The sequence below is a fragment of the Microbacterium sp. CFH 31415 genome (assembly GCF_022538185.1).
Lineage (GTDB): Bacteria > Actinomycetota > Actinomycetes > Actinomycetales > Microbacteriaceae > Microbacterium.
In genome coordinates, this window is sequence record NZ_JAKYXC010000016.1 from 126,193 (window position 1) to 142,031 (window position 15,839).

The following is a 15,839-nucleotide window of genomic DNA, read 5'->3' on the forward strand; positions in this document are numbered from 1 at the left end:
CGTCCGTGCACAGCCTTTACGGAGTCGTAACGCCCGGCGCGGTGGGATCCCGCGGGGTTACCGTTGAGGCATGGCGGCCATCGACCTGAACGCCGACCTCGGCGAGACCGTCGACGGCGTGCCCACTGCGGACGACGAGGCGATGTTCGCGGTGATCTCGAGCGCGAGCGTCGCCTGCGGCGGGCATGCGGGGGATGCCGCGTCCATGCGCGAGGCGGTCGCGCGGGCCGCTCGCTTCGGCGTCGCCGTCGGCGCGCATCCGGCCTACCCCGACCGCGCCGACTTCGGTCGCACGGCGATCGCGATCGCCCCAGACCTGCTCGCGGCGGAGGTCGCCGTGCAGCTCGGCGCGCTCGTCGCCGCCGGTGCCGATGTGCGGTACGTCAAGCCGCACGGCGCGCTGTACCACGCCGTCACCGCGGATCGCCGGAAGGCCGATGCGGTGGTCCGCGCCGTCGCCGACCAGTCCGACCTGATCGGGCGGGCGCTGCCCGTGCTGGGTCTGGGCGGCGAGATCGCGACGGCCGCGGCATCCGCGGGTCTTCCGTTCGTCCGCGAGGCGTTCCTCGACCGCGGCTACGCTCCCGACGGCGGGCTCGTCGCCCGCACGTCGCCGGGCGCCCTGCTCGACGACGCCTACGCGGTCGCCGATCGAGCCGTGCGTCTCGTGCGCGATGGCGTCGTGCAGGCCGTCGACGGCTCGCTCATCGAGGCGGACGCGGTGTCGCTGTGCCTGCACGGCGACACGCCGTCGTCGGTCGAGATGGCGCGGGCGGTGCGCGCCGCACTCGACGACGCCGGAATCGAGGTGCGCGCACCGTGGTGAGCGTGCGGGTGCGACCCGTCGGCGAGCGCGCGTTCCTGCTCGAGACCGCGACGCTCGACGACGTGCTTGCCCTGCACGCCGGGCTCGAGGTATCCCGCCCCGACGGCGTGATCGACCTCGTCCCCGCCGCCCGCACCGTGCTGGTGCGGGTCGACCCCCGCGCGATCCCCCTGTCGGCGGCGCGGACGTGGGCCGAGCGCACCGCCGCGGCCGCGGAGCATCATGCAGCGGGGAACGGCTCGACCGTCGAGGTCGAGGTCGCGTACGACGGCGACGACCTCGCCGACACCGCAGCTCTGCTCGGCCTGACGGCCGACGAGCTCGTCCGGCGGCACACCGACGCCGCCTGGACCGTGGCCTTCACCGGCTTCGCGCCCGGATTCGGGTACCTCGTCAGCGACGACTGGCCGTACGACGTCCCGCGCCTGGCCACTCCCCGCACGCGGGTGCCCGCCGGCGCGGTCGGGCTCGCCGCGGGCTTCGCGGGAGCGTACCCGCGCGAGACCCCAGGTGGCTGGCGGCTGATCGGTCGCACGGCAGCACCGCTGTTCGATCCGGATGCCGCGTCCCCCGCGCTGCTCGCACCGGGCATGCGCGTGCAGTTCCGCGCTGTGCCGGACATCCCGCTCGCAGCGTCGCGAACGGCATCTCCGCCGGGGTCGGTGACCCGCGGCCTCGTCGTCACCGAGCCGGGACTGCTGGCGACCCTGCAGGACGCCGGCCGATCCGGCGCCGCGTCGATGGGAGTCGCGGGCTCGGGCGCGCTCGATCGCGCCGCGCTGCGGACCGCGCATCGGCTGCTCGGCAATCCCGAGGATGCGACGGGGATCGAGATCACGATGGGCGGCTTCCGCGCGGTCGCCCGGCGCGACCTGTGGTTCGCGGTGACCGGCGCGTGGGGACCGGTGCGCCTGGACGGGCGCGAGGTCGATCCGTACGAAGCGCATGAATGGCCGAGCGGCGCTGAGCTGCACGTGGACTGGTTCGCGCACGGCGCGCGGGCGTACCTTGCTGTCCGCGGCGGGCTGGAGGGTCCCACGGTGCTCGGCTCCCGGTCGACGGATGTGATGGCTGGGCTCGGACCCGAGCCGCTGCGCGCCGGCACCGAGGTGGGCGTCGCGGACGCGGCATCCGCTCCCATTCCCCCCAGCCTTTTCGCGCCGTGGGGCGCGCCGCACGACGACGAGCTGGAGATCGAGCTCGCGCCCGGGCCGCGTGAGGACTGGTTCACGCCCGAGGCGCTGACGACCCTGTACGAGTCGGTCTGGACGGTGTCGAACCACGCCGACCGCGTGGGTGCACGGCTCGACGGTCCCGAGCTCGTGCGCGTGCGAACGGGGGAGCTGCCCAGCGAGGGCATGGTCGCGGGGGCCTTGCAGGTGCCGCCAAGCGGCCGGCCGACGATCCTCCTCGCCGACGGTCCGGTGACGGGCGGCTACCCCGTCATCGCGGTGGTGACGGATGCCTCGCTCGACCTCGTCGCGCAGGCCCGGCCCGGCACCCGTATCCGCTTCCGCCACGCACGCAGAACCGGGTAGCGGCCCCCGCGTCACCAGTGACGGAGCGCCTCGGCCACGCCCTGGTGCTCGCTCTGGGGGAGGGCCAGCCGCACCGCCTCGGGCACGCTCAGCTCGGCCCCCGCCGCCTCTCCGGCGGCGACGCTGTCGGGATCGCGGCCGCGCAGGATGTCGAGGTACGGCGTGTGCACCGTGAAGGCGCCGACGTCGAAGATGCCGATGCGCCGGCGGATCACCCCGGCGGCGACGGCCAGGGCGGACGCGCGCCAGGCCTCGCCATGGGCGGCCGCAACCGCGCAGATGCCTTCGAGGCTGTACGCGACGCCCTCCTCGTAGTGCAGGCGCACCGACAGCAGGAGCGTCAGGATGAACTCGCGCTCGGCCTCCTCGATGTTGCCCAGCTGGAAGTTCAGGCGCGACCGGAGGTTGCCCGCGACGGAGGTGGTGAAGATGTCGCCGCCCGCGGAGGCGAGCTCGGTCGCCCGATCGAAGTGCCCGAGGGCGGCGTCGGTCTCTCCCCGCACCCAGGCGAGGCGGCCGAGGGACACCTCGGTGATCGCCTCCGCCCAGTCGTTGCCGAACTCCCGCAGCTTCGCGACCGCCTTGCGCAGCTCCTTCTCGGCCTTGGCGATGTTCGGGTCGCGCAGCTGCACGCGCGCCGTCGCCCGGGCGGCGAGGGCCATCGCCGCGGCGCCTTCGTCACCGCTCTCGGTGAAGAGCCGCACGCACTCGCCGAGCCCGGCGACCACCTGCTCGCTCGGACGCTGCCACATCTCGCCCCACAGCGCGAGGAACCACGCCACCGCGCGCGTGTGCTGCGTGATGGGGCGGTCATGCTGCTTGTCGAGCAGCTCGAGCATCCACAGTCTCACCTCGGCGAAGAACCCCGAGATCCACCAGTAGATGAGCAGGCACCACGCGAAGTCAGCCGCGTCGTCGAGGCGGTCGGTGTAGATCAGATGCCGCACGGCGGCCCGCAGGTTGGGCAGCTCGAGGCCGAGCTGCACGACCGCCTCCGCCTGCGCCTGGCCACCCAGGCCGGGCGCGACGCGGCGCACGAGGTCGAAGTAGTAGTCGGCGTGTGCGGCGCGCACCCGGTCCGCTTCACCGCGCGCTTTGAGGCGTCCGAGCGAGTACTCGCGCACGATCGCGAGCAGAGAGAACACCGACCGGCCGCCCATCTCGGTCTGCTTCACGAGCGACGCGTCGACCAGCGCCGCGAGGGCGTCGATCTCGAGCCCTTCCCACGACCGGCCGACGCCCAGTGCCTCGACGGCGTCGAGCGTGAAGCGCGTCGCGAACACCCCGAGATCCTCGAGCAGCTCGCGCTGCTCGTCGGGGAGCAGGCTCACGCTCCAGTCGATGGTCGCCCGCATGGTGCGATGTCGCTCAGGCAGATCGCGCACGGCGGCGGTGAGGAGGGGGAGGCTCTGTCCCAGCCGCTGGGAGATGCCGGCGGGTGTGAGGATGCGCACCTTCGCGGCCGCGAGCTCGATCGCCAGCGGCAGTCCGTCGAGCTGCCGGCAGATGTCGGCGAGGTCGGCGGCGTTCTCCTCCGTGACCTCGAACCCGGGCTTCACGGCCTGGGCGCGATCGAGGAAGAGCGAGACCGCGGCGGAGCGGGTGGCGCGGTCGACGCTCGCAGGGTTGTTGCCGGGCGGGGTCGAGAGCGGTGGCACCTCGTACACGCGCTCGCCGCGGATGCGCAGGACGACACGGCTCGTCACCAGGAAGGTCGCCGTGGGCGCGACCGTGTACAGCCGCACGAGCACCGGCGCGGCCTCGACGATCTGCTCGAAGTTGTCGAGCACGACGAGCACCTTGCGCTCCTCGAGCGCATGCGAGATGCGCTCCTCGAGCGCCGCTTCGCCGTTGTCTCGGATGCCGAGGTGGTAGGCGATCGTGGGGAGCAGCAGGCCGGGCTCGAGCACGCCCTCGAGCAGCACGAAGTAGATGCCGTCGGGGAAGAGGTCCTCGGTGGCGAGCGCCGTCTCGATCGCCAGACGGCTCTTGCCGATGCCTCCGGGACCGATGAGGCTCACGACCCGGTCGGTGCCGCGGGCGAGCAGATCGCGCACGGCCGCGATGTCGCCGTCGCGTCCGATCGTGGTCGTGTACGGCACGGGGACGCGCGCGACGAGCGCGGCCGCGGCCGCCTCCGGGTCGATGTCCTCCGCGATCTGCGACTCGTCGAAGCGCTCGGCGAGGAGCATGGCGAGGTCGTCGGCGACCTGGTCTTCGAGGTCTTCGGGCGACTGGAAGTGGAGGTAGGCGGCGGTGTCGTCGGCTTGGATGCGGGCGATGAGGTCGGCGAGGCGTTCGTCTCGGGTGTCGGCGTTCTTGATGTAGATGAGCTTGGGCATCGTCTTCGGGGCGAGGTTGTACTCGTCCTCGAGGCCGGAGATGTCCTCGTCGGGGGCGACCCAGCCGTAGCTGGAGCCGTAGATGCCGACGAACACGTCGCTCTGGGAGAGGTAGGAGCGGTAGAGCTCGCGGGGAGGGTGGGGGCGTGCGCCGAGTTCGAACATGACGGGGGCGAGGCGCATCCGCTCGATCGCGGCCCGGACGGCGCGACGCTCGTCGGCCAGCTCGCGCAGGGTCGAACTGACGAACACCCGGATCCGCTGATCGGGAGTGCGGATGACGGGATGCGGCTGTTGCAGGTTCACCATCGCTGCAGGGCCTCTCTCTCCGGCGCGCCTGCCGGGGGCAGCGCGAGGCTGATCGCCTCGGCCGGCATCGGCGCGGGGGCGAGGCGGATCCGCTCGGTCGCGGCGCGGGCGCGACCCTCGTCGGCCGGTTCGCGCAGGGTCGAACGGGCGAACACCCGGATCCGCTGATCGGGAGTGCGGATCGCGGGGAACGACTCCCCAGTCATGACGACATCTTGGACCCAGAACCGCCGGTCGCGCCAGACATTCGCGCGGTGCCGCAGTCGGGGGTCCTCGATCTGCACGCACCGACCGGATCGCGCTATCCGGCTTCTGCGGCAGCCCGCGCCGACTCGGTGCCCGACTCCCGGCCGGTGCGCACGACGGCCGGCACGCGACGTACCGCGAACGAGGCGGCTTCGCGGGCCGACCAGGTGCGTCCGCGCGCGATCGCCTCCTCCACCTCCGGCCCTTCGCCGCCGGCGGCAGTGAGATAGCGCAGGTGGAAGACGAACTGGGGTGCGTCGAACATCGTCAGCCGCTCGCGCGTGCTCTCCGCGGCGCCGGCGAGCAGGGCGGCGGTCTCGACATCCCCGCGCAGGGAGGCGACCGCCGACAGACCTTCGATGGCGTAGGCGATGCCCTCGTCGTGATCCAGCTCCATCGACATGCGCATAGCCTCCGTGAAGCCGAAGGCCGCGGCATCCGTCTCCCCCGCCAGCAGGCGCGCGCGGGCAAGATGGTGCGTGGCGACCGAGAGCCCGAAGATGCCCCCGCCCTCGCGCGCAGCCGTGGCGGCCTCGGCGAACCGCCGCGCCGCTCCCTCGGGATCGCCCAGCGCCCATTCGAGCCGGCCGAGCGCGATGAGCGCGAGCACCTCCCCCCAGCGCTGACCGCCCTCGCGGAACCGGCCGGCGCATCGTTCGAGCGTGGCGGCCGTCGATGCGACGTCGGGATCGCCCATCGTGATCCGGGCGAGCCCCGCGGTCGCCTCCGCCATGGTCACTCCGAAGTCGTCGCCGGCCTCGTCGAAGAGCGCGGCCGCCTCGAGTAGTCCGCGCACGACGCCGTCGCGCTCATCGGTGCGCCACATCTCCGACCAGAGGAAGTAGAAGCGGGCGACCGCCCGCGCGTGAGGAGACATATCGGATGCCGCGCCCAGCAGCTCCTCCATCCACACCCGCACCTCGTAGAAGTACCCGCGCAGCCACCAGTAGATGTAGAGCCGCCACGCGATCTCGGTCGCGGCATCGGCGTCGCCCACCGAGATCAGGTGGCGGACGGCGGTGCGGAGGTTGCCGCGCTCCAGGTCGAGCCTGCGGGTCGCGCTGCGCTGATCGGCGCCGCCGAGGGAGGGGGCGACGCGACGGGCGAGCTCGAGGAAGTACCGGGCATGAGCGTCGCGCATCCGGCGCTCGTCGCCCGACTCGCGCAGGTGGTCCACGGCGTACTCGCGCACGGTCACGAGCATGGTGAAGACCGCATGGCCGTCGACCTCCGATTGGGCGACGAGCGAGTTGTCGATGAGCACCTCGAGGGCGTCCACCGCGCGCGGCTCCCAGGGCCGGCCCGCCGCCACCGACTCCACCGCCTCGAGAGTGAACCCCGCGGAGAACACCCCCAGGTCGCACAGCATCGCGCGCTCGTCGGGGCGCAGCAGCCCCGCCGACCAGTCGATCGTGGCGCGCAGCGTGCGCTGGCGCTCCGGCACGTCGCGCGCCGCATCGCGCAGGACGGACCGGGGGCCGTGCAGTCGCTCCAGGACGAGCTCGGGTGTCAGCAGGCGCATGCGGGCGGCCGCGAGCTCGATCGCCAGCGGCAGGCCGTCGAGCGCCCGGCACAGCGAGACGACCGCCGACGTGCTCTCGTCGGTCAGGACGAAGTCGGGCTTCACGGCGCGTGCCCGCTCGATGAAGAGCTGGACCGCCGCGGAACGCGCGGCCCGCGTCATCGAGTTCGGCGCGCCCGCGTCGGCGGTCTGCAGCGGCGGCACGTCGTACACGCGCTCGCCACGCACGCGCAGCACCGCGCGGCTGGTCACGAGGAACGACGTGTGCGGTGCGACTGTGTACAGCGGGACCAGCTGGGCGGCGGCATCCACGAGCTGTTCGAAATTGTCCAGCACGAGCAGCATGCGCTTCGTCGACAGCGCCCGCGCGAGCCTCTCCTCGACGGGGAGGTCGCCGCTGTCGCGGATGCCGAGCGCGTACGCGATCGTCGGCAGGAGGAGGCGCTCCTCGAACACGTTCTCGAGGGCGACGAACACGGCGCCGTCGGGGAAGTGCGCGCGGGCGGCCTCCGCCACCTCCAGCGACAGGCGGCTCTTTCCGATGCCGCCGGGACCGAGCAGCGTCACGACGCGGTGGGCGCCCGAGGCCAGCAGCTCGACGACCTCCGCCACTTCGCGCTCGCGGCCGATGATGCGCGTGTAGGCGGCGGGCATCGGCGTCGCCGGCGTCGGCGCGGGGGCGGGGTCGCCGCGCCGCGACGCGTCGAACCGCTCGGCGAGAAGAACGGCCAGGTCGGCCTCGACCAGTCGCGCGAGCTCGTCGGGTGATGAGAAGCCCTTGTACGATGCGGTGTCGTCCTCCTGGATGCGCCGGACGAGTTCGACGAGGCGTTCGTCGCGGCCCGCCGACTCGCGGAGGTAGATGAGCTTCGGCATGCCGGGCGGGGCCAGCCGGTACTCGTCCTCGAGCCCCGAGATCTCCTCGCCCGGCGCCACCCAGCCGTAGCTGTCGGCGTAGATGCCGACGAACACGTCGCTCTGCGCCAGGTACGACCGGTACAGGTCTCGCGGGGGATGTGGGCGGGCGCCCAGCTCGAACATCACCGGGGCGAGATGGAGCGCTTCGACGGACGCGCGGACGGCACTCCGCTCGTTCTCGAGCTCCTTGAGCGTCGAGCTCACGAACACGCGCAGACGCTGGTCGGGCGTGCGGATCGCCGTCCCCGAGCCCCCTCGACTCCCCAGCGTCATCCGCTCATTGTGGGGGTGGGATGCCGCATCCGTCCACCGTCCGGCGCGGTTATACCGCAGCATCCGAAGCTCGTCAAGGATCCGGCTGGACATGGCGCGTCATCCGGCGTATAGTGGGTCCTTGCGCTCTTGGATTCCCCCTGCCCTCATATGGTGGTCGGCTGTGCCTGCGCGCCCTCGCTTCACGGCGAGGCGTGACGCGCGGGCAATCGGGGACGACTGAGCACTCCACACCTGACGACAAGGAAACGAGCCCTACCCGGGCCCACGGAGGTAATCCCCTTGGCTGCTGCGCGCAACGCATCCACCACCACCCCCAAGAACGGCCGCGGAGCATCCCGCCTCTCGTTCGCCAAGATCTCCGACACGCTGACGGTCCCCGACCTGCTGGCGCTTCAGACCGAGTCCTTCGACTGGCTGGTCGGCAACGACGCGTGGAAGACGCGCGTCGCCGAGGCCCAGGCGGCCGGTCGCACGGATGTCCCCGAGGTCAGCGGCCTCGAGGAGATCTTCGAGGAGATCAGCCCCATCGAGGACCTGAGCGAGACGATGCAGCTCTCGTTCACGAACCCGTACCTCGAGCCCGAGAAGTACTCCATCGAGGAGTGCAAGGAGCGGGGCAAGACGTATGCGGCCCCGCTCTACGTCGAGGCCGAGTTCATGAACCACCAGACCGGTGAGATCAAGACCCAGACGGTCTTCATGGGCGACTTCCCGCTCCAGACCGACAAGGGCACGTTCATCATCAACGGCACCGAGCGCGTCGTCGTGTCGCAGCTCGTCCGTTCGCCCGGCGTCTACTTCGACAAGACTCCCGACAAGACGTCCGACAAGGACATCGTGTCGGCGCGCGTCATCCCCAGCCGCGGTGCATGGCTCGAGTTCGAGATCGACAAGCGCGACCAGGTCGGTGTGCGCATCGACCGCAAGCGCAAGCAGTCGGTGACCGTCTTCCTCAAGGCGCTCGGCCTCACCAGCGAAGACATCCTCGCCGAGTTCGCGGGCTTCGAGTCGATCGAGGAGACGCTGTCGAAGGACACGATCCTCACCAAGGAAGACGCGCTCCGCGACATCTACCGCAAGCTCCGTCCGGGCGAGCAGGTCGCCGCCGAGGCCGCCCGCGCGCTGCTCGACAACTTCTACTTCAACCCGAAGCGCTACGACCTGGCCAAGGTGGGTCGCTACAAGATCAACCAGAAGCTGGGCCTCGACAAGCCGCTGAGCGACTCGGTGCTCACGGTCGACGACATCGTCGCGACCATCAAGTACCTCGTCCGCCTCCACCGCGGCGACGTCACGTTCGACGGCATCCGCGCGGGCAAGCCCGCCGAGATCCGGCTCGACGTCGACGACATCGACAACTTCGGCAACCGTCGCATCCGCGCGGTCGGCGAGCTCATCCAGAACCAGGTCCGCACCGGTCTGTCGCGCATGGAGCGCGTCGTCCGCGAGCGCATGACCACGCAGGACATCGAGGCGATCACGCCGCAGACCCTGATCAACGTCCGCCCCGTCGTGGCAGCGATCAAGGAGTTCTTCGGAACCTCGCAGCTCTCGCAGTTCATGGACCAGAACAACCCGCTCGCGGGTCTGACCCACAAGCGCCGCCTGTCGGCGCTCGGCCCCGGCGGTCTGTCGCGTGAGCGTGCCGGCGTCGAGGTCCGTGACGTCCACCCCTCGCACTACGGCCGCATGTGCCCGATCGAGACGCCGGAAGGCCCGAACATCGGTCTGATCGGCTCACTCGCGTCGTTCGCGCGCATCAACGCGTTCGGCTTCATCGAGACGCCGTACCGCAAGGTCGTCGACGGCAAGGTCACCGACCAGATCGACTACCTCACCGCCAGCGAGGAGAGCGACTACATCGTCGCTCAGGCGGGCGTCGAGCTGAAGGCCGACGGTCACTTCGCGCAGGACCGCATCCTGGCCCGCCGCGGCCAGGGTGGCGAGGTCGACCTGTTCCACGCCGAGGAGATCGGCTACATGGACGTCTCACCGCGCCAGATGGTGTCGGTCGCGACCTCGCTCATCCCCTTCCTCGAGCACGACGACGCCAACCGCGCGCTCATGGGGGCGAACATGCAGCGCCAGGCTGTTCCGCTGCTGCGCTCGGAGTCGCCCGTGGTCGGCACCGGCATGGAGGGCTTCGCGGCCATCGACGCCGGTGACGTGGTCACCGCCGAGAAGGCCGGTGTGGTCCTCGAGGTCTCGGCCGATGTGGTCACCGTGCAGCTCGACGAGGGCGGCACCCAGGACTACTTCCTGCGCAAGTTCGACCGCTCCAACCAGGGCACGAGCTACAACCAGCGCGTCGTGGTCTCGGCCGGCGACCGCGTCGAGGTCGGCGAGGTCATCGCCGACGGCCCGGCGACGGAGAACGGCGAGCTCGCGCTCGGCAAGAACCTCCTCGTCGCGTTCATGACGTGGGAGGGTCACAACTTCGAGGACGCCATCATCCTCAGCCAGGACCTCGTGAAGGACGACACCCTCTCCTCGATCCACATCGAGGAGTACGAGGTCGACGCCCGCGACACGAAGCTCGGCAAGGAGGAGATCACACGCGACCTCCCCAACGTGAGCCCCGACCTGCTGAAGGACCTCGACGAGCGCGGCATCATCCGCATCGGCGCCGAGGTGCGTCCCGGCGACATCCTCGTCGGCAAGGTCACGCCCAAGGGTGAGACCGAGCTGTCGGCCGAGGAGCGTCTGCTCCGCGCGATCTTCAACGAGAAGAGCCGCGAGGTGCGCGACACCTCGCTGAAGGTCCCCCACGGTGAGCAGGGCACGATCATCGCGGTCAAGGAGTTCAACGCCGAGGACGGCGACGACGAGCTCGGCTCGGGCGTCAACCGCCGCGTCGTGGTCTACATCGCCCAGAAGCGCAAGATCACCGAGGGCGACAAGCTCGCCGGCCGTCACGGCAACAAGGGCGTCATCGCGAAGATCCTCCCGATCGAGGACATGCCGTTCCTCGCGGACGGCACCCCGGTCGACGTGATCCTCAACCCGCTCGGCATTCCGGGTCGAATGAACTTCGGCCAGGTCCTCGAGACCCACCTCGGGTGGATCGCGAAGCAGGGCTGGAAGGTCGAGGGCACCCCCGAGTGGGCTGCCCGTCTGCCCGAGCAGGCGCTCGAGGCTCCGCCCGGCACCAAGGTCGCCACACCGGTGTTCGACGGTGCCTTCGAGGAGGAGATCGCCGGTCTGCTCGACTCGACGACCCCGACCCGCGACGGCGTGCGCCTGATCGACTCGAGCGGAAAGACGCAGCTGTTCGACGGCCGCTCCGGCGAGCCGTTCCCGGCGCCGATCTCGGTGGGCTACATGTACATCCTGAAGCTGCACCACCTCGTGGACGACAAGATCCACGCGCGGTCGACGGGCCCGTACTCGATGATCACCCAGCAGCCGCTCGGTGGTAAGGCCCAGTTCGGCGGTCAGCGCTTCGGTGAGATGGAGGTGTGGGCCCTCGAGGCCTACGGCGCCGCGTACGCGCTCCAGGAGCTCCTCACGATCAAGTCCGACGACATCCTCGGCCGCGTCAAGGTGTACGAGGCGATCGTCAAGGGCGAGAACATCCAGGAGCCCGGTATCCCCGAGTCGTTCAAGGTCCTCATGAAGGAGATGCAGTCGCTCTGCCTGAACGTCGAGGTGCTCTCGGCCGACGGCACGGCGGTCAACCTCCGTGACACCGACGACGACGCCTTCCGCGCCGCAGAAGAGCTCGGTATCAACATCTCCAGCCGCTTCGAGTCCTCGTCGATCGACGAGATCTGACCCGGCCGATCTCGATACGCCGCTCCGCGGCTACTCGATCAACGATTTGCTTTATTGAGACACAGGAGAACCAGTGCTCGAATCAACCACTTTCGATCAGCTTCGCATCGGCCTGGCCACTGCCGACGACATCCGTCGTTGGTCGTTCGGTGAGGTCAAGAAGCCCGAAACCATCAATTACCGCACGCTGAAGCCCGAGAAGGACGGCCTCTTCGGAGAGCAGATCTTCGGTCCCTCGCGTGACTGGGAGTGCGCGTGCGGCAAGTACAAGCGCGTGCGCTTCAAGGGCATCGTCTGCGAGCGCTGCGGCGTCGAGGTCACCAAGTCCTCAGTCCGCCGCGAGCGCATGGGCCACATCGAGCTCGCCGCGCCCGTCACCCACATCTGGTACTTCAAGGGCGTTCCGTCCCGCCTGGGCTACCTGCTCGACATGGCGCCGAAGGACCTCGAGAAGGTCATCTACTTCGCCGCGTACATGGTGATCTCCGTCGACGAGGAGGCGCGCCACCGCGACCTCCCGACGCAGGAGAACAACATCCGTCTCGAGCTGAAGACGCTGGCCGACCGCCGCGACTCGCGCATCGCGACCCGTCTCCAGAAGCTGGAGGAGGAGCTCGCCGCGCTCGAGGAGGAAGGCGCCAAGGCCGACCAGAAGAAGAAGGTCAAGGACGCCGCCGAGAAGGAGATGGCCTCGATCCGCAAGAACGCGGACGACCAGATCGCCCGTCTCGAGCGCGTGTGGGAGGACTTCCGCACGCTCGAGGTCGGCGCGCTCAAGGGTGAGGACGAGATCTTCCACGAGCTTCAGGACCGCTTCGGTCAGTACTTCGAGGCCCACATGGGCGCCGAGTCGATCAAGCGCCGCCTCGAGGCCTTCGACCTTGCCGCCGAGTCCGAGAACCTGCACCTGCAGATCTCGGAGGGCAAGGGTCAGCGCAAGATCCGTGCGATCAAGCGTCTCAAGGTCGTCAACTCGTTCCTTCAGACCGGTATGAGCCCTGCCTCGATGGTGCTCGACGTCGTCCCGGTGATCCCGCCGGAGCTGCGCCCGATGGTGCAGCTGGACGGTGGCCGCTTCGCGACCTCCGACCTCAACGACCTCTACCGTCGCGTGATCAACCGCAACAACCGCCTCCGTCGCCTGATCGACCTCGGTGCTCCCGAGATCATCGTCAACAACGAGAAGCGGATGCTGCAGGAGGCCGTCGACGCGCTGTTCGACAACGGCCGCCGCGGTCGTCCCGTCACGGGCACCGGCAACCGCGCCCTCAAGTCCCTGAGCGACATGCTCAAGGGAAAGCAGGGCCGGTTCCGCCAGAACCTGCTCGGCAAGCGCGTGGACTACTCGGGTCGTTCGGTCATCATCGTCGGACCCCAGCTCAAGCTCCACCAGTGCGGTCTGCCCAAGCAGATGGCCCTCGAGCTGTTCAAGCCGTTCGTGATCAAGCGCCTGATCGACCTCGGTCACTCGCAGAACATCAAGGCGGCCAAGCGCGCCGTCGAGCGCACCCGCCCCGAGGTGTGGGACGTGCTCGAGGAGATCATCCGCGAGCGTCCGGTGCTGCTCAACCGTGCGCCCACGCTGCACCGTCTCGGCATCCAGGCCTTCGAGCCCCAGCTGGTCGAGGGCAAGGCCATCCAGCTGCACCCGCTCGTCTGCGCGGCGTTCAACGCCGACTTCGACGGTGACCAGATGGCCGTGCACCTGCCGCTGTCGGTCGAGGCCCAGGCCGAGGCACGCATCCTGATGCTCGCCTCGAACAACATCCTGAAGCCGTCGGACGGCCGCCCGGTGACCCTGCCCTCGCAGGACATGATCATCGGTCTGCACCACCTGACCACGGTCAAGGAGGGCGCGAAGGGCGAGGGCCGCGTGTTCGGCTCGGTCGGCGAGGCGATCCTGGCCAAGGACGAGGGCACCCTCGACCTGCAGGCCAAGGTCCGCATCCGCATCCCCGGCATGACGTTCCTCGAGTCCGAGGGCGAGACGGCCGAGAGCATCGCCGCGTACGAGCGCAACGGCCTCGTCGAGACCTCGCTGGGTCAGGCGATCTTCAACGACACCCTCCCCAAGGGCTACCCGTTCGTGCGCGAGCAGGCAGACAAGGGCAAGCTGTCGCAGATCGTCAACAAGCTGGCCGAGGAGTACCCGAAGGTGGAGGTCGCTGCTTCGCTCGACCGCATCAAGGACGCCGGCTTCTACTGGGCCACCCGCTCGGGTGTCACCGTGGCGCTGAGCGACATCCTCACCCCGCCGAACAAGGGCGAGATCGTCGCCGGCTTCGAGAAGCAGGCCGCGAAGGTCCAGGCGCAGTTCGAGAAGGGTCTCACGACCGACGCCGAGCGTCGCCAGGAGCTCATCAAGATCTGGACCGAGGCGACTGACGCCGTCCAGAAGGCGATGCGCGACAACTTCCCGGAGGACAACACCATCAACCGCATGGTGTCGTCGGGTGCTCGTGGCAACTGGCTGCAGATCCGCAACATCGCGGGCATGCGAGGCCTGGTGAACAACCCCAAGGGTGAGATCATCCCCCGTCCGATCATCTCCTCGTACCGCGAGGGTCTGTCGGTGGCGGAGTACTTCATCGCGACGCACGGTGCCCGCAAGGGTCTGGCCGACACGGCCCTCCGTACGGCCGACTCGGGTTACCTCACGCGTCGTCTCGTGGACGTCTCGCAGGATGTCATCATCCGCGAGGAGGACTGCGGCACGACCAAGGGTCTCGAGCTGCCGATCGCGGCTGTGGGCTCGGACGGCACGCTGCTGCGTGACGCGAACGTCGAGAACTCGGTGTTCGCCCGGACGCTGGCCGCTGAGGTCGTCAGCCCCCAGGGCGAGGTCCTCGCCGCGGCGGGCGACGACGTGGGCGACGTGCTCATCGACAAGCTGGTCGCCGGTGGCGTCGAGTCCATCAAGGTGCGCTCGGTGCTCACGTGCGAGTCCGCCGTCGGCGTCTGCGCGAAGTGCTACGGCCGGTCGCTGGCCACCGGCAAGATCGTCGACATCGGCGAGGCGGTCGGCATCATCGCCGCTCAGTCGATCGGTGAGCCCGGTACCCAGCTGACGATGCGTACCTTCCACACCGGTGGCTCGGCGTCCGCGGACGACATCACGCAGGGTCTGCCCCGCGTGCAGGAGCTGTTCGAGGCGCGCACCCCGAAGGGTGCCTCCCCGATCGCCGAGTCGGACGGCCGCATCACGATCGACGAGACCGACAAGGCGAAGAAGGTCATCCTCACGCCCGACAACGGCGACGAGCCGCACGTCTACCCGGTCCTGAAGCGCGCGACGCTCCTGGTCGAGGATGGACAGCACGTCACGGTCGGTCAGCCGATCCTGGTGGGCACGCTCGACCCCAAGGAGGTCATGCGCGTCATGGGCGCCCGCGAGGTGCAGCGTTACCTCGTGAACGGCGTGCAGGGCGTGTACCGCTCGCAGGGTGTGCCGATCCACGACAAGCACATCGAGGTCATCGTCCGCCAGATGCTGCGCAAGGTCACCGTGGTCGACCACGGCGAGACCACGCTGCTCCCGGGCGAGCTGGTCGACTTCAAGCGCTACCAGAGCATGAACCGCGAGGCCGTGGCCGAGGGCAAGCGCCCCGCGTCGGGTCGCCCGGAGCTCATGGGCATCACGAAGGCGTCGCTTGCGACGGAGTCGTGGCTGTCGGCCGCATCGTTCCAGGAGACGACCCGCGTCCTGACGCAGGCCGCCATGGAGGGCAAGAGCGACCCGCTCCTCGGCCTCAAGGAGAACGTCATCATCGGAAAGCTCATCCCCGCCGGAACCGGACTTGCGAAGTACCGCAACGTCTCGGTCGAGGCGACGGAGGAGGCCAAGAGCGAGCGGTACCCCAACCGCATCTTCGCCTCGGACGGCGCCTACTCGGACGCCGACCTCAGCTACGTCGACTTCGACAGCTTCTCCACGGACGGCGACTTCAGCGGCAACTACAACTGAGTCGCGATCGACCGAGATCGAGTGGGCGCTCCGGCGCCGCATCGAGATCTGCAGGCTGAGCGCACGAACACGAAGGGCCCCGGTTCGCCGGGGCTCTTCGTCGTTCCCGGGGGCTTTGACGTGC

The 15,839-nt window shown here is 69.7% G+C and carries 7 protein-coding genes; 4 read left to right on the top strand and 3 right to left on the bottom strand.

The features are described 5' to 3' along the window. The first annotated feature begins 70 nt into the window (after positions 1-70). The gene (locus MK786_RS14815) at positions 71-826 is read left to right on the top strand and encodes a LamB/YcsF family protein (protein WP_241113005.1); all 756 of its coding nucleotides are present in this window, start codon (positions 71-73) and stop codon (positions 824-826) included. A 2-nt stretch (positions 827-828) separates the two neighbouring features. Continuing rightward, on the top strand, positions 829-2,364 hold the full coding sequence (locus tag MK786_RS16500) for a 5-oxoprolinase/urea amidolyase family protein (RefSeq protein WP_241113006.1): 1,536 nt from the start codon (positions 829-831) through the stop codon (positions 2,362-2,364). A gap of 11 nt (positions 2,365-2,375) precedes the next feature. Here the strand turns inward: MK786_RS16500 and MK786_RS14825 are convergent, their stop codons facing one another. The 3 genes from MK786_RS14825 to MK786_RS14835 form a co-directional block, all read right to left on the bottom strand. Continuing rightward, positions 2,376-5,015 (bottom strand): DUF4062 domain-containing protein, encoded by a 2,640-nt coding sequence (locus tag MK786_RS14825; protein WP_241113007.1) that lies wholly within the window; start codon positions 5,013-5,015, stop codon positions 2,376-2,378. Beyond that, a complete protein-coding gene (locus MK786_RS14830; RefSeq protein WP_241113008.1) occupies positions 5,009-5,221 on the bottom strand; it encodes a hypothetical protein in 213 nt (70 codons plus the stop codon). The genes MK786_RS14825 and MK786_RS14830 overlap by 7 nt, the downstream gene beginning before the upstream one ends. A 95-nt stretch (positions 5,222-5,316) precedes the next feature. After that, positions 5,317-8,067, bottom strand: a complete 2,751-nt coding sequence (locus MK786_RS14835) for a DUF4062 domain-containing protein (RefSeq protein ID WP_241113009.1) — start codon at positions 8,065-8,067, stop codon at positions 5,317-5,319. Between the two features lie 189 nt (positions 8,068-8,256). Here MK786_RS14835 and rpoB point away from each other — a divergent pair, with 189 nt between their 5' ends. Then, positions 8,257-11,751, top strand: coding sequence for a DNA-directed RNA polymerase subunit beta (rpoB, locus tag MK786_RS14840; protein WP_241113010.1), 3,495 nt, complete (start codon positions 8,257-8,259; stop codon positions 11,749-11,751). A gap of 73 nt (positions 11,752-11,824) precedes the next feature. After that, positions 11,825-15,715: a DNA-directed RNA polymerase subunit beta' gene (locus tag MK786_RS14845; RefSeq protein ID WP_241113011.1), complete on the top strand. Its 3,891-nt coding sequence runs from the start codon at positions 11,825-11,827 to the stop codon at positions 15,713-15,715. Positions 15,716-15,839 lie beyond the last annotated feature (124 nt).